The sequence below is a fragment of the Neisseria sp. HMSC075C10 genome (assembly GCF_001815615.1).
GTDB lineage: Bacteria > Pseudomonadota > Gammaproteobacteria > Burkholderiales > Neisseriaceae > Neisseria > Neisseria subflava_A.
Map to the genome: position 1 here is coordinate 19,029 of NZ_KV821234.1, position 22,502 is coordinate 41,530.

The window sequence follows — 22,502 nt, forward strand, 5'->3', positions numbered from 1 at the left end:
ATTTTTGCGTGTGAATTGAAGGGGAATAAGGCAATCGTGTCACCTGCTTTTTTATTTTTGCACCTGATTATTCGATTATTTTTGTTTTTTTTTTGAAGAATCGGGAGGAATGGGGACGGATAGGCATAAAGGAATAAAGTAAAAATTATTTAATTGTTGTCTTTGATATTTTGCTGACAATAAGGCCGTCTGAAACCTTACTTTCAGACGGCCTTGCTTTATCCTTTTCTTTTGTTTCCCAACATGTCCAGCAATCCTGCCAGATTGCTTTTTCCTTCTTCCTTACTCACAATCGGCTCGCCGCCTTTGCGGCCTAGGATTTTGATGTCTTCCTGCGGCATTTCGTCTATGAAGCGGCTCGGCTCGGGGAACTGCCATGTGCCTTGCTTTTTGCGTTTGAGGCAGTGGGTCAGTATAAGCTGGCGTTTGGCACGGGTAATGCCGACGTACATCAGACGGCGTTCTTCTTCGACATTGTCTTCTTCTATGCTGTCGTTGTGCGGCAAGATGCCTTCTTCGCAACCGACAAGGAAAACGTAGGGGTATTCCAAACCTTTGGAAGCGTGCAGGGTTGAGAGTTTGACGGCATCGATTTCTTCTTCGCTTTTGCCCTCCAAAAGCGTCATCAGGGCGATGGTTTGGGCAAGCTCGATGATGTTTTTGCCGTCTTGCTCGCCTTTGCGTTCCAGCCAGCCGGTCAGGTCGGTAACGTTACGCCATTTGATTTCACCTGCTTTGCCTTCCTCATTGGCCAACAGGTGGTTTTCGTAGTCGATTTCTTTTAGCAGGTTATGAATAAGCTCGCCTGCTTCGCTGGTTTCGGCTTTGGTGCGGTAGTTTTCAATCATATCCATGAAGGCTTGCAGGTGTTGGCGGTTGGTATGGTTCAATAGGGCAAGCGCTTCTTCGGTTTGCGCGGCTTCATATAGGCTGCATTCGTGTTCGTGCGCGTAGGTGTTGAGCTTGCCCAATGTAACGTCGCCGATGCCGCGTTTAGGCGTGGTCACGGCGCGCAGGAAGGCGGGATCGTCGTTGGGGTTGGCAAGCAGGCGCAAATAGGACAAAACGTCTTTGATTTCGGCTTTGTCGAAAAAGCTTTGTCCTCCGGAGAGTTGGTAGGGAACACGCGCGCTGCGCAAGGATTCTTCAAAAATCCGCGCCTGATGGTTGCCGCGGTATAACACGGCGAAATCGGCGTATTGGGTTTTGTCGCCGCCGACCAGCTTCTGTTTGACGATTTGGCTGACGACCCAGTCGGCTTCGTGCTGCTCGCTTTGGCAGGCAACGACTTTGACGATTTCGCCTTCGCCGAACTGCGACCAAAGTTTTTTGGTAAAGAGTTTGGGGTTGTTTTCGATGACTTTGTTGGCGATTTTGAGAATCCGCGCGGTGGAGCGGTAGTTTTGCTCCAGCTTGATGACCTTCATCTGCGGATAGTCTTCCTGCATTTTACGCAGGTTTTCCATGTTTGCGCCGCGCCATGCGTAGATGGACTGGTCGTCGTCGCCGACGGCGGTAAACATGCCTTCCGCGCCGGTCAAGAGCTTCATCAGGGTAAATTGGCAGGTGTTGGTGTCCTGGCATTCGTCAACCAGCAGATAACGCAGCCGCCGCTGCCATTTGTTGCGCACTTCGCTGTTTTGCTGCAAGAGTACGGCTGGTAGGCGGATTAAGTCGTCGAAGTCCACTGCCTGATAGCTTTGCAGGGTTTCCTGATAACTCGCATAGACGTGCGCTGTTTGTTGTTCCCACACATTAGCGGCCGTCTGAACTACTTCTTCAGGCGTTTTTAAATCGTTTTTCCAAAGGGAAATTTGATGTTGCGCTTTGAATATGGCTTCTTTGCCCGTACCGCCCAAAAGCTCGCCGATTATTTTGGCGCTGTCGGTAGAGTCGAGGATGGAAAAGTTTTTTTTGTAACCGATTTGATCGGCTTCTTCGCGCAAAATCTTCATACCCAAAGAGTGGAAGGTGCAAATCGTCAGCCCGCGCGTTTGCGACTTAGGCAACATTTTGGAGACGCGCTCCTGCATTTCCGTAGCTGCTTTATTGGTAAAGGTAATCGCGGCGACGGTATGCGGCAGATAGCCGACATTGACAATCAAATGCTTGATTTTTTGCGTAATCACACCGGTTTTTCCGCTGCCTGCACCGGCAAGGACGAGCAGGGGGCCGCCTAGATATTTGACCGCGGCTTGCTGTTGGGGGTTGAGTTTCATTGAAGGGGAAGACGGGTAATGTGGGGAGCAATTATACAACAAGGCCGTCTGAAATTTTCAGACGGCCTTGGGCGTTTTTTAGAGTAAACCTTATGCAAAATATTTCAATTTGCCTTTGAAGTCTTCCAGCTTCTCATAGCCTTTTTGCACCATGATGGCTTTTAATTCAAGGGAAACCCGTTCAAAAATGTCTACGCCTTGCTGGTGTAGCGCCGTGCCGATCTGCACCATGCTTGCGCCGCACAAGATGTGTTCAAACGCATCACGGCCGCTGTAAACGCCGCCCGTTCCGATAACTTGGATAGACGGATCCAGTCTTTGATAGAACGCGTGGACATTGGCGAGCGCAGTCGGTTTGATGTATTGGCCGCCTATGCCGCCGAAGCCGTTTTTCGGGCGGATGACGACGGATTCGTCTTCGATATACATGCCGTTGCCGATGGAGTTAACGCAGTTGACGAATTTTAGGGGATAGCGGTTGAACACTTTCGCCGCTTGATCAAAATGGGCTATATCGAAATACGGCGGCAATTTGATGCCCAAGGGCTTGTCGAAGTAGGTAAACGTATTATCCAAAATCATCTCGGTTGTTTCAAAGTCATAGGCGATTTGCGGTTTGCCGGCGACGTTTGGGCAGGATAGGTTGAGTTCGGTAATGCCGTTAAACCCGCTATTTTGCACTTTTTCCAACAGGATATGTGTTTCGCCGGGCGATAGACCGACCAATGATAGGAAAAATGTCCGTTCCGGCTCAGATTCTTGAAGGGTAAGCAGGTAATCCAGATAGTAATCAATGCCTTGATTCGGCAAACCCATCGAATTGATGCTGCCGAGAGGCACGTCCCGATAACGCGGCTCTGGGTTGCCTTGACGCGGGGTAAGCGTTGCGGTCTTGGTAATGAAAGTGCCTGCCGAAGACTGTCTGACCGCTTCCAATTCCTCAACAGTCATACATAAAACACCTGCCGCATTCATCAGACAGTTGTCAAAAGAAAAACCGGCAATTTGGGTTTTCAACGATATCATCTCCTGCTCCTTTTCTTCGTAAAATCAAATTGTTTGACAAGCGTAGCACGAAGAGGTGTCACGATTTTTAACAAACATCAAATGACAAAGCATGTAGGCGGATGTTGTTTTCAATATTAAAAAAAGGCCGTCTGAAAAACTCAAACGGTCTTTCAGACGGCTTTCACTATATGGCATTAATAGAACCAAAAGCTGTCGGCTGATTTGGATATTGGGTTTTAAAAATCAGGCCAACCATTCGGTTAAAGACGCTTCAAAACGTTTCAAGCCTTCGGCCATATCTTCATCGTTCAGCAGCAGGCTGGGGGCGAAGCGCACGACATTGGCGCCGGCAACCAGTACCATCAGGCCGTGTTTCAAAGCGGCGGCGGTGATTTCCGATGCCTTGCCTGCGTATTCGTCTGCCAACACGCAGCCAAGCAGTAAGCCCATGCCGCGGACTTCTTTAAATACGCCGGTCTTTTCGCCTATTTCACGCAAGGCTGTCTGAAGTTTTTGGCCTTGTTGTTTAACGTGTGCCAATGTTTCGGGCGCATTGATGATGTCAAATGCACGGCTGCCGACTGCGCACGCCATCGGATTGCCGCCAAAGGTTGAGCCATGTGTTCCGGGGCCGAAGGTTGGGGCGATTTTATCGGTGGTCAGAATTGCGCCAATCGGGAAGCCGCCGCCCAAGGCTTTGGCGGAGCTGAGAATATCGGGTGTTACGCCGTAATGCTCGTAGGCAAACAGTTTGCCCGTATGCCCCATGCCGGTTTGCACTTCGTCCAAAATCAGCAATGCTCCGTGCTTGTCGCATAAACGGCGTGCGGCTTGCAGATATTCTTGGGTGGCAGGCAGGATGCCGCTTTCGCCTTGAATCGGCTCGATAATCACAGCGCAGGTTTTGTCGCTGATGGTTGCTTCTAATGCGACAACATCATTGAAGGGAACGTGGGTAATGCCGGCCGGCAGCGGCGCGTAGTCTTTGCTGTATTTGGGCTGGCCGCCGACGGATACGGTAAACAGGGTGCGGCCGTGGAAGCTGTTGAGGCAGGAGATGATTTCGGTTTTATGCTCGCCAAAATGATCGCGGCCGTATTTGCGCGCCAGTTTCAGCGCGGCTTCATTGGCCTCTGCGCCGGAATTGCAGAAAAACACCTTGTCGGCAAAGGTATTTTCGACCAATTTTTTGGCCAATTCTTGAGCCGGTTGGGTGGTATAGATATTAGAAATGTGCCAGAGTTTTTGCGACTGCTCGGCCAAGGCTGCGACCAAATCGGGATGGCAATGACCCAGCGCGTTCACAGCAATACCGCCTGACAGATCAATGTATTCTCGTCCTTCGGTATCCCAAACCCGGCTGCCGAGCGCGCGTTCCGGAATCATGGGGGCGAATGAGAAATTGGGTGTCAGGTAGTTTTGCATGTTCTTTTCCTTTTGATATTGTCAACAATCTCTTCAATTATGCGCCTATTGATTGAGAGATTCAATATGGTAATCAGGCCGTCTGAAAACTGGCTTTCAGACGGCCTGATGCTTATTTATGCTTGATTTCCCAGCATTGATGGATTTTTTTGTTGCGGAAATCGTCGGGAACGGACTGCTTGGAAATATCTTTGACTGCGTATTGTTCCGCGACCGAATCGTCCAACACAAAGCTGCGCAGGTTGTTGGAGAAATACAGAATGCCGTCTGAAGCGAGTAGGTTCATCGCGCCGTCAATCAGCTTTTTATGGTCGCGCTGGATGTCGAGAATGTCGAGCATCTTTTTGCTGTTGGAAAAGCTGGGCGGATCCATGACAATCAGGTCGAACTTTTTGCCTTCGTCTGCGGCATTTTGCAGATATTGGAACACATCGGCGCGGACGATTTTGTGTTGTTCGAGGCTGATGCCGTTGAGTTCGAAATTGCGTTTCGCCCAATCGAGATAAGTATTCGATAAATCAACGGTTTCGCTGGACGTTGCGCCGCCGGTGGCGGCATAGACGGTGAAGCTGCCGGTATAGGAAAACAGGTTGAGGAAGCGTTTGCCCGCTGCGGTTTCGCCGACTTTTTTGCGCGTGTTACGGTGGTCGAGGAAAAGGCCGGTATCGAGGTATTTGTCGAGGTTGACCCAAAATTTGCGGCCGTTTTCCGTGATGACGAAATCATCGCCGGTTTTGCCGGTTTTTTCGTACTGTTGTAAGCCTTTTTGGCGTTCGCGGCGTTTGAGGTGGATTTGTTCGGGCGCAAAACCGGTAACAAATCCGATGGCTTCCAATACATCGGCAAGCCATGCTTCATACTCTTCGGGCTGCATCAGCCAGCCGGTATCGTATTCCTGAAGATGGATTTGGTCGCCGTAAACATCGACGGCAAAGGGAAATTGGGGAATATCGCGGTCGTAAATGCGCCAGGCTTCAATATTGTTGCGTTTGGCCCATTTCATAAGATGTTTGATGTTTTTGCCCAAGCGGTTGGCAAAGGGGGTAATGTCGGTCATGGTTTCAGACGGCCTGAATAAGTATTGGGAAGGGTTTGGATTTTAACGTACTTGATGTCTTTTTGCTTGACTGTTATCCATAAAATCTATATTATCCGCCGTTCGTCTTTTGATACGAAGCCATCGTCATCCAACCTAAACCGCCGTTTCGGGCGCGTTTCTTTTATTGCTTGCATATTTGCAAAGCCTTTTCTGTGCAGGTTGTCGTCGATGTTAACCACAAGCAAGATGCTTGCGACAACCCTGTAACTTCACATTTCCCGTATCGTTACTTTCCTTTGCTTCAGGTCGTCTGAAATTGTTCAGGCGTGCGCGTTGTTGTCTCTTAGGATAGATATGTCTATTAAATTTGCCGATTTGAACCTTGATAAAAACATTTTGTCTGCCGTACGCGGCGAGGGTTATGAAAGCCCAACCCCGATTCAGGCGCAAGCAATTCCGTTTGCTTTGGACGGCCGCGACATTATGGCTTCGGCACAAACCGGTTCAGGCAAAACCGCAGCCTTCTTGCTGCCTACCTTGCAAAAACTGACCAAGCGCAGCGAAAAACCGGGCAAAGGCCCGCGCGCTTTGGTATTGACCCCGACCCGCGAACTGGCGGCTCAGGTGGAAAAAAACGCGCTGGCGTATGCTAAAAATATGCGTTGGTTCCGTACTGTCAGCATTGTCGGCGGCGCATCTTTCGGTTACCAAACCCGCGCCTTGAGCAAACCGGTTGACCTGATTGTCGCTACTCCGGGCCGTCTGATGGATTTGATGCAGAGCGGTAAAGTTGATTTTGATCGTTTGGAAGTGCTGATTCTGGACGAAGCCGACCGTATGTTGGACATGGGTTTTATCGACGACATCGAAACCATCGTGGAAGCAACGCCGAGCGATCGTCAGACTTTGTTGTTCTCTGCCACTTGGGACGGCGCAGTAGGCAAACTGGCGCGCAAACTGACCAAAGACCCTGAAACCATCGAAGTTGAGCGTGTGGATGATCAAGGCAAAATCGAAGAGCAGCTATTGTACTGCGACGATATGCGCCATAAAAACCGCCTGCTCGACCACATCTTGCGCGATGCCAATATCGATCAATGTGTGATTTTTACATCCACTAAAGCCATGACCGAAGTCATCGCGGATGAATTGTACGAAAAAGGTTTTGCCGCCAACTGCCTGCATGGTGATATGCCGCAAGGCTGGCGTAACCGCACGCTGATGGATTTGCGCAAAGGCCGCTGCAAAATTTTGGTTGCCACCGATGTAGCCGCACGCGGTATCGACGTACCGACCATTACCCACGTTATCAACTACGACTTGCCGAAACAGGCAGAAGACTACGTTCACCGCATCGGCCGTACCGGCCGCGCAGGCCGTACCGGTATTGCGATTACTTTTGCCGAAGTGAACGAATACGTCAAAGTACACAAAATTGAAAAATACATCGGCCGCAAATTGCCTGAGCTGACCATCGAAGGCATGGAGCCGACACGCAAACGCAAATCTGCCGGCGGCAAACCGAAAGGCAAAGGCGGCTGGGGCGATCGTAAATCCGGCGGCTGGCGCGGCGATAAGAAACCGGCTAAAGAAGGTTTCGGCGGTAAAGCTCGCGGCGAAGGCCATAAAAAAGACGGTTTCAAGAAAGATGGCTTTAAAAAAGACGGTTTCAAAAAAGCTGACGGTTTCAAAAAAGGCGGCGAAGGCTTTAAAGGCAAACGTAAGTCTAACGACGGCTTTGGCGGCAAACATAAAAAAGGTTGATTGCTTCAATCTTAAGGCTGTCTGAAAAAGATATAAGGGCGTGTGAAAACACGCCCTTTTTTTATAAATAAAGAATTATAGATGATACGATTATGAAGAATATATGGCAAATTTTAAATACTGTGGCATAATTATATTACTATTTACTATATTTTAAAAAGGATGAACAAATGAAGAAATTATTTTTGACTGCTTTTGTTTCTGTCTTATTAGCAGGATGTGCTGGTACTAATTTTAATTGGGATAATGCACGGCAAATTAAGCAGGGAATGAATGAAAAGGAAGCTGTTGCATTAATGGGTACTCCAAGTGCAGTAAGGTCATCTCCTGAAGGACTGATTTATGTTTGGACACATGTTAATGGAATGACAGGATCTATTAAAACTCTGTCAATGGTTGTGAAAGATGGAGTTGTTGTTTCTGCACCAGTTGTACCTGATGGATATAAATAAAATAGATTAATAATAAAAAAGCGTGAGTTAAAACTCACGCTTTTTTCAGACGGCCTCTTACAAAGCGGCCAATACGGCATCGCCCATTTCGGAGCAGGAAACCAGTTTAGTACCTTTTTCGTAAATGTCGCCGGTACGCAAGCCTTGTTGCAGTACTTTTTGTACAGCGTTTTCAACTTGTTGAGCGCGTGCTTCGTCGTTCAGGCTGTAACGCAACAACATGGCAAGAGATAATACGGTCGCCAGCGGATTGGCTTTGTTTTGACCGGCAATGTCAGGAGCAGAGCCGTGAGACGGTTCGTACAGGCCTTTGCCGTTTTCGTCCAAAGAAGCGGAAGGCAGCATACCGATAGAGCCGGTCAGCATGGAAGCTTCGTCGGAGAGGATATCGCCGAAGATGTTGCCGGTGGCAATCACGTCAAACTGTTTAGGTGCGCGTACTAACTGCATGGCTGCGTTATCAACGTACATATGGGAAAGCTCGACATCAGGGTATTCTTTGCCGATTTCTTCAAAGATTTCGCGCCACAGTTCGGTGGTTTCCAAAACGTTGGCTTTGCCTACGGAGCAGACTTTTTTGCTGCGTTTTTGGGCAGATTGGAAGGCAACGTGGGCAATACGGCGGATTTCGCTTTCGCTGTATTTCATGGTGTTGTAGCCTTCGCGTTCGCCGTTTTCCAAAACACGGATGCCGCGCGGTTCGCCAAAGTAAATATCGCCGGTGAGTTCGCGTACGATGAGGATGTTGAGGCCGGCGACGATTTCCGGTTTCAGAGTGGAAGCATTGGCCAGCTCTTTATACAAAATGGCAGGACGCAGGTTGGCAAACAGATTCAAGTCTTTACGGATGGCCAACAAGCCGCGTTCAGGGCGCAGCGGACGGTCGAGATTGTCGTATTGAGGAGAACCGACTGCACCAAGCAGGACCGCATCGGCTTTACGGCAAAGGTTTTGCGTGAATTCTGGATAAGGATGGCCGTATTCGTCATAGGCTTCGCCACCCAAAGGTGCGTATTCGTAGCTGACATCCAAACCTTGTTCGATAAGTTTGTCGAGTACACGGACGGTTTCTGCAACGATTTCAGGGCCGATGCCGTCGCCGCGCAAGATAGCGATATGTTTGGTCATTTCGGGTTTCCTTATGGGAAGGTTTTAGGTAAAGGTAGGTCGTCTGTTTTTCAGACGGCCTTAAATCAATTTGCTCTGAAAATGCTGATTGTACCATTATGGTACTGGTAAAGCTGGGTAGAAATCGCGTAGGCAGATTCTTCAAATGCCTGCAGGGCAATATTCGCCATCGTCTGCAAAGCTTCTTCATCGGATGGGCTGCAAACGAGCAGGGCGTTGCGCGCCGGGACTGCAAAAACGGGGTTGGCCGGCAGCATAGGATCGTCTTTAAGTACTTCGTCCAAAAGCAAAATCAGGGAAGCATCATAGTCGTTGTCCAAATGGATTTGAGCCAATGACCAACCTTCGGCATGATGAATTTGAACACGTCCATTCATTCGTTGGCGCAGATTATCCATGGCGGTACGATACAAGGCGTCCTCATCTTCAATACCGGCCTCTTTCATATGCTCACGATTGAGCGTATGCATGGATTCTTCCGTATCCACCATATAAAGCACCATGATATCGCCCGCAATCGGTTTGTATACCAGATAATCGGCAGGTTCGGCTTCGTCCGTATTTGTAATCAGTCTGGCGTTTTCCAGATAAATCGTATTTTTAATCGTCGGAAGAATTTGTTGTGCTGAAACACTGGCATCAGCGTCCTGAATCTTATAGATAACCGCTAAATTGGCTGCAACAATAGCCTCCAAGGCCTCGGGATTTTGCAGATAACTTGTGTAATGGTTGTTCAAATATGTGCTGAATGATGCTTCATCGTCTTCGGAAAAATGGACGATAATCGGCGAAGACGCAATATTTTCGCCCCAGTCGATTTTTGCCTCAAGATCCAATTCTTCTTGGATACGGCGGGCAAAGTATTCGACAAATTCCTGCCAAGTCATTAATTTAGGTTTGGAGCGGAACAACCTGCTGAAAAAAGACATATTGTGTCCTGAATAAGGGGATAAGGCCGTCTGAAAAATTATAGACGCTCGGTTTCAACACGGATTTTAAAAACAACTTTGCGTATGTTCGCCCTGTCGCCGACCAATGGGGCATGCGCATCATTCGGGAAAAATAGCGCAAATTCACCTGGCTCCAAGGTCAGCCAGGTTTCCGGCTCGCAGTCGAAAAACTCGATATCGCGCTTTTCGTTGTAGCCCAAACCGTTTTTCAGACGGCCTCTGTCTATCCAGCCATATGTTTCGCTGCCATCAATCGGCGTTTGAATATCAATATGTTTTAAGTGCGCTTCAGGCTGGGCTTCTCCCTGCGTCCTCATCGGCTCGCTGCCGATAAAAATACGGATATTGGGATTCTCGCATGGCACCTGGCCGTCCGGCAGCTTGGCAAAATCCAAGGTCTGCAATAGGTGGAAGGCTTCGGCAAAGTCGGGATGCAAGGCAGCGTAGCGGGTGGCATTGCTTATGGTGTCGGTAATCATGGTATATTTTTGTAGATTAAAGGCCGTCTGAAACACTTAAATTTTTCAGACGGCCTTTTTTATATCAACCGTTAAACAGCCAAGGCTGGCTTTGGCGGCGTTTTTCTTCAAAGGCGTGAATTTCGTCAGCATGTTGCAGGGTCAGGCCGATTTCGTCCAAGCCGTTTAAGAGGCAGTGTTTGCGGTGTTCGGTAATGTCGAATGTGAATGTTTCGCCGCTAGGGGTGGTCAGGGTTTGCTCGGCAAGGTCGATGGAGAGCTGATAGCCTTCGTTGGCTTCAACTTCTTTGAAAAGCTGGTCAACCTGTTCTTCTGTCAAAACGATAGGCAAAAGGCCGTTTTTGTAGCAGTTGTTGAAGAAGATGTCGGCGAAGCTGGGGGCGATGACGGCGCGGAAGCCGTAGTCGTCCAATGCCCAAGGGGCGTGTTCGCGTGAAGAGCCGCAACCGAAGTTTTTACGCGTCAACAGGATTTGTGCGCCTTGATAGCGTGGCTGGTTCAGGGAGAAATCCGGATTCAACGGGCGTTTGCTGTTGTCCATGCCCGGTTCGCCGTGGTCGAGGTAACGCCATTCATCAAAAGCATTGGGGCCGAAGCCGCTGCGTTTGATGGATTTCAGAAATTGTTTGGGGATGATGGCATCGGTGTCGACGTTGCTGCGGTCGAGCGGGGCGACGATGGCGGTAATTTTGGTAAAGGCTTTCATGTCAGATTCTTATAGTAATAATGGGAAATTTTATGGCTATTCGGGTTAGCGTGTGCTGTGCAAACCGATTCGGTTGCCTTCTGTGTCTTCGATAAATGCTGCAAAGCCGTTGGCAATGCGGAATTTTTCTTGTAACAGTTTGCCGCCTGCTGCAACGGCTTTTTCTGCTGTTTCGGCACAATCCGGGCAATTGAAGAAAATGGTTGTACCGCCGTGGCCGGGCTGGGCATTGCTGTCGTGCCAAATCATGCCGGCCGTACCGTGTTGGGTGTAATCGGCTGGGAAAATGATGAAACGGAATCCGTTGCCGCCAACGTCTTGCAGGGGCTTACCGAATACGGATTCGTAAAAGGCTTTGGCGCGATCCAAATCATGAGCGTGAATACCAAACCAGCTTGACGGATTACTCATTGTTTCTTCCTTTGCTTGGAATCGTGAAAATGTCTGAAAAATTAATAATGTATCAGGCCGTCTGAAACGGAGTCAGGAGCTTCAGACGGCCTGATTTACCGAATTATTCGGTAGCGGCTTCGATTTTTTCTCCAACATGGCTCATGCCGCGGCCTACTGCATTGCCGCCTTTTTTAACGGCTTCGCCGGTTTTTTCGGCAACGTGTTCCGCGGTTTCTTTGGTTTTATCGGCTACGCGCTCGGCAGTCTCTTTGGTTTTGTCCCAATTGCGGTTGGTATCGTTTTTTGCGCCGGACCAAGTGCTGGAACAAGCTGACAGGATGAGGGCTGCGGCAGCTAATGCAAACAGTTTTTTCATACTAGATTCCTTTCAAGTTATCAATGATTAAGAAGGTTTTCGGACGTTTTGCGCAATAGGAAAACTTACTTGAGCAAGGTATTGTTTCAGACGGCCTGATCAATAAAGGCCGTCTGAAAATACTTTAAGCCATAGTGCGGATGTCGGTAAAGTGGCCGGTAACCGCGGCTGCAGCTGCCATGGCAGGGCTGACGAGGTGGGTGCGTCCACCGTTGCCTTGACGGCCTTCAAAGTTACGGTTGGAGGTGGAGGCGCAACGTTGTCCTGGGGTCAGGCGGTCGGCATTCATGGCGAGGCACATAGAGCAGCCCGGCTCGCGCCATTCAAAACCGGCTTCGATAAATACTTCGTGCAAGCCTTCTTTTTCGGCCTGTTCTTTAACCAAACCGGAGCCTGGAACAATCAATACGCGTTGTACATTGTCCGCTTTTTTACGGCCTTTGGCGATAGCGGCGGCTTCGCGCAAATCTTCGATACGGCTGTTGGTACAAGAGCCGATAAAGACGATATCGACAGGGATTTCGTTCAATGGCGTACCCGCTTCCAAGCCCATGTATTCTAGGGCGCGTTCCATGCCGCTGCGTTTGACCGGATCAGTTTCTTCGGCAGGGTTCGGCACTTTGCCGCTGATGTCCAAAACCATTTCGGGCGAGGTACCCCAGGTTACTTGAGGCTCGATGTCTTCGGCTTTGAAGTGATATTCCTTATCAAAAACTGCGCCTTCGTCAGACACCAGCGTGCGCCAGTATTCGACAGCTTTGTCCCATGCTTCGCCTTTAGGTGCGAAAGGTTTGCCTTTTACATAGTCGATGGTGGTTTGGTCGACGGCAACCATGCCTGAGCGCGCACCGGCTTCAATCGCCATATTGCACAAGGTCATGCGGCCTTCCATAGAAAGGCTGCGGATGGCTTCGCCGCCAAACTCGATGGCGTAGCCTGTACCGCCGGCCGTACCGATTTGGCCGATGATATAAAGCGCTACGTCTTTAGCGGTAACACCGGGTTTCAGACGGCCTTCAACGGAAATCAGCATGGATTTGGATTTTTTTGCGGTAATGCACTGGGTTGCCATGGTATGTTCGACTTCGGAAGTACCGATACCGTGAGCCAATGCACCGAATGCGCCATGGGTAGAGGTGTGCGAGTCGCCACAAACGACGGTCATACCGGGCAGGGTGGCACCTTGTTCCGGGCCCATGACGTGCACAATGCCTTGACCTTTATCCATAAACGGGAAGTAGGCGAGTGCGCCAAACTCTTTGATGTTTTTGTCCAAAGTATCGACTTGCAGTTTGGAAATCGGGTCTTGGATGCCTTTATCCCAGTCGCCGGTCGGGGTATTGTGGTCGGCGGTGGAAACCACGCTATCGATACGCCAGAGTTTGCGGCCGGCCATCTTCAAGCCTTCAAATGCCTGCGGGCTGGTAACTTCGTGAACCAAATGACGGTCGATGTAAAGCAGGACAGTGCCGTCTTCTTCTTCGCGGACGACGTGGCTGTTCCAAAGTTTATCGTAAAGGGTTTGTGCGCTCATGATGAGTTTCTTTGCTAATTGGTAAGTATGAATGATGGTTTGTGTTTATGGGCGGATTTTAGGCTTTTTATAGGGGCTGTGCAATAGAAATTTGTCCAATTTTTAAAATTTGTCGTAAAGTTTCAAAATTTCTTATTAAAAATTAGACAAATTGTAGAATTGTTGACAAAAAGATGCATTTTATCTGAAAGAATGCTTGTCGAAATGCACTAAAAAGTTCTATCATTCTCACTCAACATCCACACTTACCAAGAGGTATAGAGAATGAAATTACCGGTAATGGCTCCTGAGCATCTGACTCAATTACGGGAATTTGAGAAAAAAGTCCTTGCCAATCATGCCAAAATCGAAGCATGGTTCCGTTCGCATTGGAACGAACACCGTCCGCCGTTTTATGGCTCGGTTGACATCCGTAATGCCGGTTACAAAATTTCATCTATCGATATGAACCTGTTTCCGGGCGGCTTCAATAATTTGAATCCCAACTTTATCCCGCTGGCGGCGGTTGCCGCGCAAGATGCGGTACAGCGCGCATGTGAAACGGCAAAATCCGTATTGATTATTCCTGAAAACCACACGCGCAACACATTCTATCTGCAAAACGTTTACGCCCTCAGCGAGATTTTGCGTTCGGCAGGATACGAAGTGCGCTTGGGCAGCTTGAATCCTGAAGTGACTGAGCCAACCGAGTTTGAAACCGCATTAGGCAACAAAATTTTGCTTGAACCTTTATTGCGTACCCGTGAGCGTGTACATCTTGCCGACGGTTTCTCGCCTTGCGTTGTTTTGTTGAACAATGACTTGTCTGCGGGTGTTCCTGAAATCCTTAAAGGTATCAACCAAACCGTTTTGCCTCCATTGCACGGCGGCTGGACGACTCGCCGTAAAACCGAACATTTCGGCGCGTACAACCAAGTTGCTGCCGACTTTGCCAAGTTGATTGATATCGACGAATGGCAAATCAATCCTTATTTTGAAAAAATCAGCGGTTTGGATTTCCAAGAGCGTGAAGGCGAGGATGCGTTGGCAGACGCGGTAGAACGCGTATTGGCGAAAATTCAAGCCAAATACGATGAATTGGGCATTACCGACCAGCCTTTCGTTATTGTGAAAGCCGATGCAGGTACTTATGGCATGGGCGTGATGAGCGTTAAATCTGCGGATGAAGTGCGCGGCTTGAACCGTAAAAACCGCAACAAAATGGCGAAAGTCAAAGAGGGTTTAGAAGTTAGCGAAGTCATTGTCCAAGAAGGTATTTATACCTACGAAACCATGAACGGCGCCGTGTGTGAACCTGTCGTTTATATGATGGACCGTTTCGTTATCGGCGGTTTCTTCCGTGTACACGAAGGCCGTGGTGCAGACGAAAACCTCAACGCCGGCGGCATGGTATTCGTCCCGCTGTCCAACAGCATCCCCACCGGCAGCGGCGACAATTCCCAAGAAGCGCCCGAAGCCTGCAAGCGCGTATTTGAACAATGGGACTCGCTCGGCATGCCACGTTCTGAAAAAGACTGCGACGTCGACAATGAACACAACCGCCTCTACGTTTACGGCGTAATGGCGCGCCTGTCCTTGCTTGCTGCCGCATTGGAATTGGAGAAAACCGCGCCTCAAGCCTAATAAAGCATAAAGCGTTGATCGATATTGTCAGGCCGTCTGAAAATTTGTTTTCAGACGGCCTTTTCTGTCTGTACAATTCATTCTAACTAAAAAACATGATTTATTTTTATGAGCAAACCAGCCAATCCAGTTGAGACAACCGACAATCTGCAAGACCAAACCATGCAGCGCAGCAATACCGACAATGCGCCGCGTTCTGCTATCCATCAAACCTTGTATTCCGCCGATACCTTTGTTCAGCATGATTATCTTGCCGGAAAAAATTTGCCCGATATTGCCCATCCGCAAGAAGGTCAAATCAACTGGCTGCATTTTGTCGGTATTAATGATGTCGTCTTGCTCAAACACGCGCTTGAACCTTATGGTATTCATGAGCTAGTTATTGAAGATATTCTCAGCCGCAAGCAGCGTCCGAAAATCGAAGACTACGGCAACTATGTATTTACTGCCGCACAGGTATACCACTATACCTCTACGGGCGAACTCCATTCTGACCAAGTGTATGTGATTATCGGCAAAGATTTTGTGTTGTCTTTCCAACAAAAACCGTTGGGCTTGTTCAGCCATCTCCGTCGGCAGATGCACGAAAATCCGCACAATATTTTGAACAAAAATACGGCGTTTCTTGCTTATTGCCTGCTTGACCGTATTGTGGACGACTATTTCATTGTTTTGGAGTCATACAACAACCGCGTCGAAGTCATAGACAAGTCCCTGTTTAAAAATGAAAACAGCGATATTCTCAGTAAGATTCACCGCCTCAAGCGAGATGCCGTCCGTCTGCGACGCACGCTTTTACCATTGCGCGATGTGTTCTATCAACTGGCCGTGCGCGGCGATTTTGCCATTTTCAAAGGCGAGTCGACCGTCTATCTGCGCGACGTGTACGACCACAATATGCAACTTATCGAATCGCTTGATGCCTCGCGTGATATGGTGTTGAGCATGATGGACATTTACCTTTCCTTCCAATCCAACCGCATGAACCAGCAAATGCGCGTGTTGACGGTTATCACCATCATCTTTATGCCGCTGACCGTCATCACCGGCATCTACGGCATGAACTTCGACAATATGCCCGAGCTGCATTGGCATTACGGCTACTTCATGGTTTTGGGTATGATGCTGTGCATTATTATCGGACTGCTGATTTTCTTCTCACGTAGAAAATGGCTGTAAACAGGAAGGCAATGGGTTGAAATTCAACGATTAAAAACGGTAGAATGATTTTGCACACGTGCAGTCTGAAGTTTTCAGACAATTTTAAAATAAATATCAAAAGGAGAATAAACGATGAAACCGGAACGCCAACTACCTTCCCATGAACTGATTATGTCCGAACTGATGATGCCTTATACGGCAAACTTCAGCGGAAATGTTCACGGCGGCGATCTTCTGCGCCTGCTCGACCAAGTAGCATATTCCTGCGCCTGCCGTTACAGCGGTACCTATTGCGTTACTCTGTCTGTTGATAAAGTATTGTTTAAAGAGCCTATCCATGTCGGCGAACTGGTAACCTTTTACGCCAGTATCAACTACACCGGCCGTACTTCTATGGAAGTCGGTATCCGTGTGGAGGCGCAAAACATCCACACAGGCGAAGTGCGTCATACCAACAGCTGCTACTTCACCATGGTTGCCGTTGAAGACGGTAAGCCGGTTCCTGTACCACCTTTGGAAATCAATACACAGCGCCAACGCTGCCGTTATGAAAGGGCTAAAAAGCGTAAAGAGTTGAGTTTGCAGGCTGCGAACGAAGATTCTGGCTGCAACTAAATTAAATTTATTAAATAACGAAGGCCGTCTGAAATCCTGTTTCAGACGGCCTTCACGCAAAAGCCATAAACCGCTTGTTTTGTGGTAGAATCAACAAGATTTTTGCCATACGAAATTACAGATAATCATGACCGACGCAACCATCCGCAACGACCATAAATTTGCACTTGAAACCCTGCCTGTCAGCCTTGAAGACGAAATGCGCAAGAGCTACCTCGATTACGCCATGAGCGTGATTGTGGGTCGAGCCCTGCCGGATGTCCGCGACGGTCTCAAGCCGGTACACCGTCGCGTGTTGTACGCGATGCACGAGTTGAAAAATAACTGGAATTCCGCCTATAAAAAATCGGCGCGTATCGTCGGCGACGTTATCGGTAAATATCACCCCCACGGTGATATAGCCGTTTACGACACCATCGTCCGCATGGCGCAAGACTTCTCCATGCGTTATGTACTGATTGACGGTCAGGGCAACTTCGGTTCTGTCGACGGATTGGCCGCAGCAGCCATGCGTTATACCGAAATCCGCATGGAAAAAATTTCCCATGAAATGCTGGCGGATATCGAAGAAGAAACCGTCAATTTCGGTCCCAACTATGACGGCAGCGAACATGAGCCGCTGGTATTGCCGACCCGTTTCCCTGCATTGTTGGTAAACGGTTCATCCGGTATTGCCGTCGGTATGGCAACCAATATCCCGCCGCACAATTTGGGCAATACCATCAATGCCTGCCTGCGTTTGTTGGATGAGCCTGAAACTGAAATCGACGAGCTGATCAACATCATCCAAGCGCCCGATTTCCCGACCGGCGCAACTATTTACGGATTGAGCGGCGTGCGCGAAGGCTATAAAACCGGCCGCGGCCGCGTGGTCATGCGCGGTAAAACCCATATCGAGCCTATCGGCAAAAACGGCGAGCGCGAAGCCATTGTAATTGATGAAATCCCATATCAAGTAAACAAAGCCAAGCTGGTTGAGAAAATCGGCGAATTGGTGCGCGAAAAAACGCTGGAAGGCGTATCCGACCTGCGCGACGAGTCCGACAAATCCGGTATGCGTGTCGTAATCGAATTAAAACGCAATGAGAATGCCGAAGTCGTTTTGAACCAACTCTACAAACTGACCCAGCTGCAAGATAGCTTCGGTATCAACATGGTGGCCTTGGTTGACGGCCAGCCGCGTTTGCTGAACCTGAAACAAATTCTGTCAGAATTCCTGCGCCACCGTCGCGAAGTCGTTACCCGTCGCACCTTGTTCCGCCTGAAAAAAGCGCGTCATGAAGGCCATATTGCCGAAGGTAAAGCGGTGGCCTTGTCCAATATCGACGAAATCATCCGTCTGATCAAAGAATCTGCCAATGCGCCGGAAGCCAAAGAAAAATTGCTGTCCCGCCCATGGCGCAGCAGCTTGGTTGAAGATATGCTCAGCCGTACGGATTTGGACCTGCAAATGATGCGTCCTGAAGGCTTGCCTGAAAATTTGGGTCTGCACAGTCAAGGTTATTATCTGAGCGAATTGCAAGCCGATGCCATCCTGCGCATGAGCCTGCGCAACCTGACCGGCCTCGATCAGGAAGAAATTGTCGGCGAATATAAAAACCTGATGAGTAAAATCATTGATTTCGTGGATATTCTTTCCAAACCAGAGCGCGTTACCCAAATCATCCGCGAAGAATTGGCAGACATCAAAGCCAACTTCGGCGATGAGCGTCGCAGCGAAATCAATCCGTTTGGCGGCGATATCGCCGATGAAGACCTGATTCCGCAACGCGAAATGGTCGTTACCCTGACTCATGGCGGCTACATCAAAACCCAGCCGACTACCGATTATCAGGCGCAACGTCGCGGCGGCCGCGGCAAACAGGCAGCGGCAACCAAAGACGAAGACTTTATCGAAACCCTGTTTGTTGCCAACACGCATGATTATTTGATGTGCTTCACCAACTTGGGCAAGTGCCATTGGATTAAAGTGTACAAACTGCCGGAAGGTGGCCGCAACAGCCGCGGACGTCCGATTAACAACGTTATCCAATTGGAAGAAGGCGAAAAAGTCAGCGCCATCTTGGCCGTCCGCGAGTTCCCGGAAGACCAATACGTCTTCTTCGCTACTGCACAAGGCATGGTGAAAAAAGTCCAGCTGTCTGCGTTTAAAAACGTCCGCAGCCAAGGCATCAAAGCCATCGCGCTTAAAGAAGGCGATTACTTGGTCGGCGCAGCGCAAACCGGCGGTGCGGACGACATTATGTTGTTCTCCAACTTGGGCAAAGCCATCCGCTTTAACGAATATTGGGAAAAATCCGGTAACGATGAAGCAGAAGATGCAGATATCGAAACCGAAAACGAAGATTCAGACGGCCTGGATGATGAAAATGCCGAAAACGCATTGCCAAGCGGCAAACACGGTGTCCGTCCGTCCGGTCGCGGCAGCGGCGGTTTGCGCGGTATGCGCCTGCCGGCCGATGGCAAGATTGTCAGCTTGATTACCTTCGCCCCCGAGGCCGAGCAAAGCGACTTGCAAGTATTGACCGCTACGGCAAACGGCTATGGCAAACGTACCCCGATTGCCGATTACAGCCGTAAAAACAAAGGCGGCCAAGGCAATATCGCCATCAATACCGGCGAGCGCAACGGCGATTTGGTTGCCGCCACTTTGGTCAGCGAAACTGACGACCTGATGCTGATTACCAGCGGCGGTGTCCTGATTCGTACCAAAGTTGAGCAAATCCGCGAGACCGGCCGAGCTGCCGCAGGCGTGCGTCTGATTAATCTGGATGAAGGCGAAACCTTGGTCAGCTTGGAGCGTGTGGCCGAAGAGGCTGAAGATGAATCCCCTTTAGAAAGCGATGCAGCCGAAAACCAAGTGGTAGAAGCTGAAGATACTTCGTCTCAAGAATCTTAAACGTCAATGAAAAAGGCCGTCTGAAAAGTTTTCAGACGGCCTGCTTATTCCAAAAGAAAATCCCGTGAGCGCAACCGAACCGTTCGATTTACCTCTTTTTCTGAAAAATCTGCCCAATCTGCCGGGCGTGTACCGTTTTTTTGACGAAGACAACAATGTTTTGTATGTCGGCAAAGCGGTCAATCTCAAGCGGCGCGTTTCCAGCTATTTCCAAAAAAACGACCATTCGCCGCGCATCGCATTGATGGTAAAACAGGTTCACCATATCGAAACCACCATCACGCGTTCCGAAGCCGAAGCGCTGATCCTCGAAAACAACTTCATCAAAGCCTTGTCGCCGAAATACAATATCCTTTTCCGCGATGATAAAAGCTATCCTTATTTGATGCTCAGCGGCCATCAATATCCGCAAATGGCGTATTACCGCGGCACGCTGAAAAAGCCTAATCAATATTTCGGTCCGTATCCGAACAGCAACGCCGTGCGCGACAGCATTCAGGTGTTGCAAAAAGTCTTTATGCTGCGTACCTGCGAAGACAGCGTATTCGAGCATCGCGACCGTCCTTGTCTGCTTTACCAAATCAAACGCTGTACCGCGCCTTGTGTCGGCCACATCAGCGAAGAAGATTATCGCGACAGCGTGCGTGAAGCCGCGACTTTCCTCAATGGCAAAACTGATGAATTGACGCGCACCTTGCAACACAAAATGCAAACTGCCGCCGCGAATTTACAGTTTGAAGAAGCCGCCCGTTACCGCGATCAAATCCAAGCGCTCGGCATCATGCAGAGTAATCAGTTTATCGACAGCAAAAATCCGAACAATCCAAACGATATCGATTTGCTCGCACTGGCGGTTTCAGACGGCCTGGTCTGTGTACACTGGGTCAGCATACGCGGCGGGCGGCACGTCGGTGATAAAAGCTTTTTCCCCGACACCAAAAACGATCCCGAACCAAACGGACAAGATTACGCCGAAGCCTTTGTCGCCCAACATTATCTGGGCAAAAGCAAACCCGACATCATCATCAGCAACTTTCCCATTCCCGATGCGCTGAAAGAGGCTTTGGAAGGCGAACACGGCAAACAGATGCAATTTGTCACCAAAACCATAGGCGAACGCAAAGTCTGGTTGAAAATGGCGGAGCAAAATGCACAAATGGCGATTGCCCAACGCCGCCTGCAACAAAGCAGCCAGCAACACCGCATCGACGAACTGGCCAAAATCCTCGGCATGGATTCAGACGGCCTCAATCGCCTTGAATGCTTCGACATCAGCCACACGCAAGGCGAAGCCACGATTGCGTCTTGTGTTGTGTACGATGAACAAAACATCCAGCCTTCGCAATACCGCCGCTACAACATCACCACCGCCAAACCCGGCGACGACTACGCCGCCATGCGCGAAGTGTTGACGCGCCGTTACGGCAAAATGCAGGAAGCCGAAGCCAACGGCGAGGCCGTCAAATGGCCGGATGTCGTGTTGATTGACGGCGGCAAAGGGCAAATCGGCGTAGCCGTATCGGTATGGGAAGAACTCGGGCTACACATTCCTTTGGTCGGTATCGCCAAAGGCCCCGAGCGCAAAGCCGGCATGGAAGAACTCATTCTGCCTTTTACCGGAGAAGTTTTCCGCCTGCCGCCCAACAGCCCGGCTTTACATTTATTGCAAACCGTACGCGATGAATCGCACCGATTTGCCATTACAGGCCACCGCAAAAAACGCGACAAAGCGCGCGTTACTTCCTCACTCAGCGAAATCCCCGGTATCGGTAGCAAACGCCGCCAAGCATTGCTTACCCGATTCGGTGGCCTGCGCGGCGTGATTGCAGCCAGCCGCGAGGATTTAGAAAAAGTGGAAGGTATCAGCAAAGCCTTGGCGGAAACCATTTACGAGCATCTGCACTGATTGGCTTGAACAGCAAAAAGGAACAATATGAAATCTGTCATCATCAAAAATATCGAGATCGGCAAAGGTCTGCCTAAAATTGCCGTGCCGCTGGTGGCTGCCAATACGCAGGAATTGGAGCAGGCTTTGCGCGTATTGAAAGAGACGGCTTTTGACATTATTGAATTTCGTGCGGATTTTTTCCAAAAAGCGCTTAATGCCGATTTTATTGTCGAGCAATTAGGCATTGTCCGACAGGCTTTTCCTGACAAGCCTTTGCTGTTTACGTTTAGAAGGGCGCAAGAGGGTGGTAATATGCCTTGTTCTGACGACTATTATTTTGAATTATTGGAAAAAATCATCCGTTCCAAACAAGCCGATATTATCGACATCGAGCTTTTTGCCGAGGAAGGCGGCGTAAAACAAACCATTGCTTTGGCGCATGAGTATCAGACTGCCGCCTTACTTTGCAATCACGATTTCCAGGCCACGCCGTCTTTAGTAGACATTACAGGCCGTCTGAAAACAATGGCCGAGTGGGGCGCGGATATCTGCAAAATTGCCGTCATGCCGCAATCGCCGCAAGATGTATTGACTTTATTGCAGGCAACATATGATGTTTCACAAATTATCGACCGCCCGATTATTACTATGTCCATGGGTCAAACCGGAGCCGTCAGCCGCTTGGCCGGCTCGACTTTCGGCTCGGCCGTTACCTTTGGTGCTGCAGGAAAAACGTCGGCCCCCGGCCAAATTGATGCCAACGAATTAAGGAAAATCTTAGCGATTTTGGGATAGTTTAATTATTAATATTCAAGGCCGTCTGAAAAATATTTTTCAGACGGC

19 protein-coding genes are annotated in these 22,502 nt (G+C 49.4%); 8 read left to right on the forward strand and 11 right to left on the reverse strand.

Features of this window, described 5'->3' with window-relative positions; genetic code table 11:
* Positions 1-218: 218 nt before the first annotated feature.
* From rep to HMPREF3047_RS00920, 4 genes are all read right to left on the reverse strand, one after another.
* Positions 219-2,219: a DNA helicase Rep gene (gene rep, locus HMPREF3047_RS00905; protein ID WP_070583946.1), complete on the reverse strand. Its 2,001-nt coding sequence runs from the start codon at positions 2,217-2,219 to the stop codon at positions 219-221.
* A 90-nt stretch (positions 2,220-2,309) separates the two neighbouring features.
* On the reverse strand, positions 2,310-3,245 hold the full coding sequence (locus HMPREF3047_RS00910) for a dihydroorotate oxidase (protein WP_070711934.1): 936 nt from the start codon (positions 3,243-3,245) through the stop codon (positions 2,310-2,312).
* Positions 3,246-3,470: 225 nt separating this feature from the next.
* Positions 3,471-4,652, reverse strand: coding sequence for an aspartate aminotransferase family protein (locus tag HMPREF3047_RS00915; RefSeq protein WP_070711935.1), 1,182 nt, complete (start codon positions 4,650-4,652; stop codon positions 3,471-3,473).
* A gap of 112 nt (positions 4,653-4,764) precedes the next feature.
* Positions 4,765-5,709: a class I SAM-dependent methyltransferase gene (locus HMPREF3047_RS00920; RefSeq protein ID WP_070711936.1), complete on the reverse strand. Its 945-nt coding sequence runs from the start codon at positions 5,707-5,709 to the stop codon at positions 4,765-4,767.
* A 336-nt stretch (positions 5,710-6,045) separates the two neighbouring features.
* Here HMPREF3047_RS00920 and HMPREF3047_RS00925 point away from each other — a divergent pair, with 336 nt between their 5' ends.
* Both HMPREF3047_RS00925 and HMPREF3047_RS00930 read left to right on the forward strand, forming a co-directional pair.
* Entirely contained in the window at positions 6,046-7,455 is a 1,410-nt protein-coding gene (locus tag HMPREF3047_RS00925; protein ID WP_070711937.1) for a DEAD/DEAH box helicase, read from the forward strand.
* A gap of 170 nt (positions 7,456-7,625) precedes the next feature.
* Positions 7,626-7,907 (forward strand): hypothetical protein, encoded by a 282-nt coding sequence (locus tag HMPREF3047_RS00930; RefSeq protein WP_070711938.1) that lies wholly within the window; start codon positions 7,626-7,628, stop codon positions 7,905-7,907.
* A gap of 57 nt (positions 7,908-7,964) precedes the next feature.
* On the opposite strand, the gene leuB is transcribed toward HMPREF3047_RS00930, so the two are convergent.
* From leuB to leuC, 7 genes are all read right to left on the reverse strand, one after another.
* Positions 7,965-9,035, reverse strand: coding sequence for a 3-isopropylmalate dehydrogenase (gene leuB / locus HMPREF3047_RS00935; RefSeq protein ID WP_070711939.1), 1,071 nt, complete (start codon positions 9,033-9,035; stop codon positions 7,965-7,967).
* Positions 9,036-9,100: 65 nt separating this feature from the next.
* A complete protein-coding gene (locus HMPREF3047_RS00940) occupies positions 9,101-9,964 on the reverse strand; it encodes a DUF1444 family protein (RefSeq protein ID WP_070711940.1) in 864 nt (287 codons plus the stop codon).
* A gap of 38 nt (positions 9,965-10,002) precedes the next feature.
* On the reverse strand, positions 10,003-10,464 hold the full coding sequence (locus tag HMPREF3047_RS00945; protein ID WP_049322093.1) for a NanQ anomerase/TabA/YiaL family protein: 462 nt from the start codon (positions 10,462-10,464) through the stop codon (positions 10,003-10,005).
* Positions 10,465-10,528: 64 nt separating this feature from the next.
* Positions 10,529-11,170 carry a 3-isopropylmalate dehydratase small subunit gene (leuD, locus tag HMPREF3047_RS00950; RefSeq protein WP_003677355.1) on the reverse strand — a complete coding sequence of 214 codons (642 nt, stop codon included), beginning with the start codon at positions 11,168-11,170 and terminating at the stop codon, positions 10,529-10,531.
* Between the two features lie 45 nt (positions 11,171-11,215).
* Positions 11,216-11,581, reverse strand: a complete 366-nt coding sequence (locus tag HMPREF3047_RS00955; protein ID WP_049331002.1) for a VOC family protein — start codon at positions 11,579-11,581, stop codon at positions 11,216-11,218.
* A 103-nt stretch (positions 11,582-11,684) separates the two neighbouring features.
* Positions 11,685-11,939, reverse strand: a complete 255-nt coding sequence (locus tag HMPREF3047_RS00960; RefSeq protein WP_070608961.1) for a hypothetical protein — start codon at positions 11,937-11,939, stop codon at positions 11,685-11,687.
* A 124-nt stretch (positions 11,940-12,063) separates the two neighbouring features.
* On the reverse strand, positions 12,064-13,473 hold the full coding sequence (gene leuC, locus HMPREF3047_RS00965) for a 3-isopropylmalate dehydratase large subunit (protein WP_070711941.1): 1,410 nt from the start codon (positions 13,471-13,473) through the stop codon (positions 12,064-12,066).
* 264 nt (positions 13,474-13,737) lie between these two features.
* Between leuC and gshA the strand changes: the two genes are divergently transcribed.
* From gshA to aroD, 6 genes are all read left to right on the forward strand, one after another.
* The gene (gene gshA, locus HMPREF3047_RS00970; protein ID WP_004520351.1) at positions 13,738-15,096 is read left to right on the forward strand and encodes a glutamate--cysteine ligase; all 1,359 of its coding nucleotides are present in this window, start codon (positions 13,738-13,740) and stop codon (positions 15,094-15,096) included.
* Positions 15,097-15,204: 108 nt separating this feature from the next.
* Positions 15,205-16,275 (forward strand): magnesium/cobalt transporter CorA, encoded by a 1,071-nt coding sequence (corA, locus tag HMPREF3047_RS00975; RefSeq protein WP_070711942.1) that lies wholly within the window; start codon positions 15,205-15,207, stop codon positions 16,273-16,275.
* A 114-nt stretch (positions 16,276-16,389) separates the two neighbouring features.
* On the forward strand, positions 16,390-16,872 hold the full coding sequence (locus tag HMPREF3047_RS00980) for an acyl-CoA thioesterase (protein WP_003686444.1): 483 nt from the start codon (positions 16,390-16,392) through the stop codon (positions 16,870-16,872).
* Between the two features lie 127 nt (positions 16,873-16,999).
* Entirely contained in the window at positions 17,000-19,771 is a 2,772-nt protein-coding gene (gene gyrA, locus HMPREF3047_RS00985; protein WP_070711943.1) for a DNA gyrase subunit A, read from the forward strand.
* A gap of 64 nt (positions 19,772-19,835) precedes the next feature.
* On the forward strand, positions 19,836-21,677 hold the full coding sequence (uvrC, locus tag HMPREF3047_RS00990) for an excinuclease ABC subunit UvrC (protein ID WP_070711944.1): 1,842 nt from the start codon (positions 19,836-19,838) through the stop codon (positions 21,675-21,677).
* A gap of 27 nt (positions 21,678-21,704) precedes the next feature.
* On the forward strand, positions 21,705-22,454 hold the full coding sequence (aroD, locus tag HMPREF3047_RS00995; protein ID WP_070711945.1) for a type I 3-dehydroquinate dehydratase: 750 nt from the start codon (positions 21,705-21,707) through the stop codon (positions 22,452-22,454).
* Positions 22,455-22,502: the final 48 nt, after the last annotated feature.

What these genes read in the sequence shown, in the direction of transcription:
- rep (WP_070583946.1), bottom strand. Translation starts at nt 2,219, where the DNA reads ATGAAACTCAACCCCCAACAGCAAGCCGCGGTCAAATATCTAGGCGGC.
- HMPREF3047_RS00910 (WP_070711934.1), bottom strand. Translation starts at nt 3,245, where the DNA reads ATGATATCGTTGAAAACCCAAATTGCCGGTTTTTCTTTTGACAACTGT.
- HMPREF3047_RS00915 (WP_070711935.1), bottom strand. Translation starts at nt 4,652, where the DNA reads ATGCAAAACTACCTGACACCCAATTTCTCATTCGCCCCCATGATTCCG.
- HMPREF3047_RS00920 (WP_070711936.1), bottom strand. Translation starts at nt 5,709, where the DNA reads ATGACCGACATTACCCCCTTTGCCAACCGCTTGGGCAAAAACATCAAA.
- HMPREF3047_RS00925 (WP_070711937.1), top strand. Translation starts at nt 6,046, where the DNA reads ATGTCTATTAAATTTGCCGATTTGAACCTTGATAAAAACATTTTGTCT.
- HMPREF3047_RS00930 (WP_070711938.1), top strand. Translation starts at nt 7,626, where the DNA reads ATGAAGAAATTATTTTTGACTGCTTTTGTTTCTGTCTTATTAGCAGGA.
- leuB (WP_070711939.1), bottom strand. Translation starts at nt 9,035, where the DNA reads ATGACCAAACATATCGCTATCTTGCGCGGCGACGGCATCGGCCCTGAA.
- HMPREF3047_RS00940 (WP_070711940.1), bottom strand. Translation starts at nt 9,964, where the DNA reads ATGTCTTTTTTCAGCAGGTTGTTCCGCTCCAAACCTAAATTAATGACT.
- HMPREF3047_RS00945 (WP_049322093.1), bottom strand. Translation starts at nt 10,464, where the DNA reads ATGATTACCGACACCATAAGCAATGCCACCCGCTACGCTGCCTTGCAT.
- leuD (WP_003677355.1), bottom strand. Translation starts at nt 11,170, where the DNA reads ATGAAAGCCTTTACCAAAATTACCGCCATCGTCGCCCCGCTCGACCGC.
- HMPREF3047_RS00955 (WP_049331002.1), bottom strand. Translation starts at nt 11,581, where the DNA reads ATGAGTAATCCGTCAAGCTGGTTTGGTATTCACGCTCATGATTTGGAT.
- HMPREF3047_RS00960 (WP_070608961.1), bottom strand. Translation starts at nt 11,939, where the DNA reads ATGAAAAAACTGTTTGCATTAGCTGCCGCAGCCCTCATCCTGTCAGCT.
- leuC (WP_070711941.1), bottom strand. Translation starts at nt 13,473, where the DNA reads ATGAGCGCACAAACCCTTTACGATAAACTTTGGAACAGCCACGTCGTC.
- gshA (WP_004520351.1), top strand. Translation starts at nt 13,738, where the DNA reads ATGAAATTACCGGTAATGGCTCCTGAGCATCTGACTCAATTACGGGAA.
- corA (WP_070711942.1), top strand. Translation starts at nt 15,205, where the DNA reads ATGAGCAAACCAGCCAATCCAGTTGAGACAACCGACAATCTGCAAGAC.
- HMPREF3047_RS00980 (WP_003686444.1), top strand. Translation starts at nt 16,390, where the DNA reads ATGAAACCGGAACGCCAACTACCTTCCCATGAACTGATTATGTCCGAA.
- gyrA (WP_070711943.1), top strand. Translation starts at nt 17,000, where the DNA reads ATGACCGACGCAACCATCCGCAACGACCATAAATTTGCACTTGAAACC.
- aroD (WP_070711945.1), top strand. Translation starts at nt 21,705, where the DNA reads ATGAAATCTGTCATCATCAAAAATATCGAGATCGGCAAAGGTCTGCCT.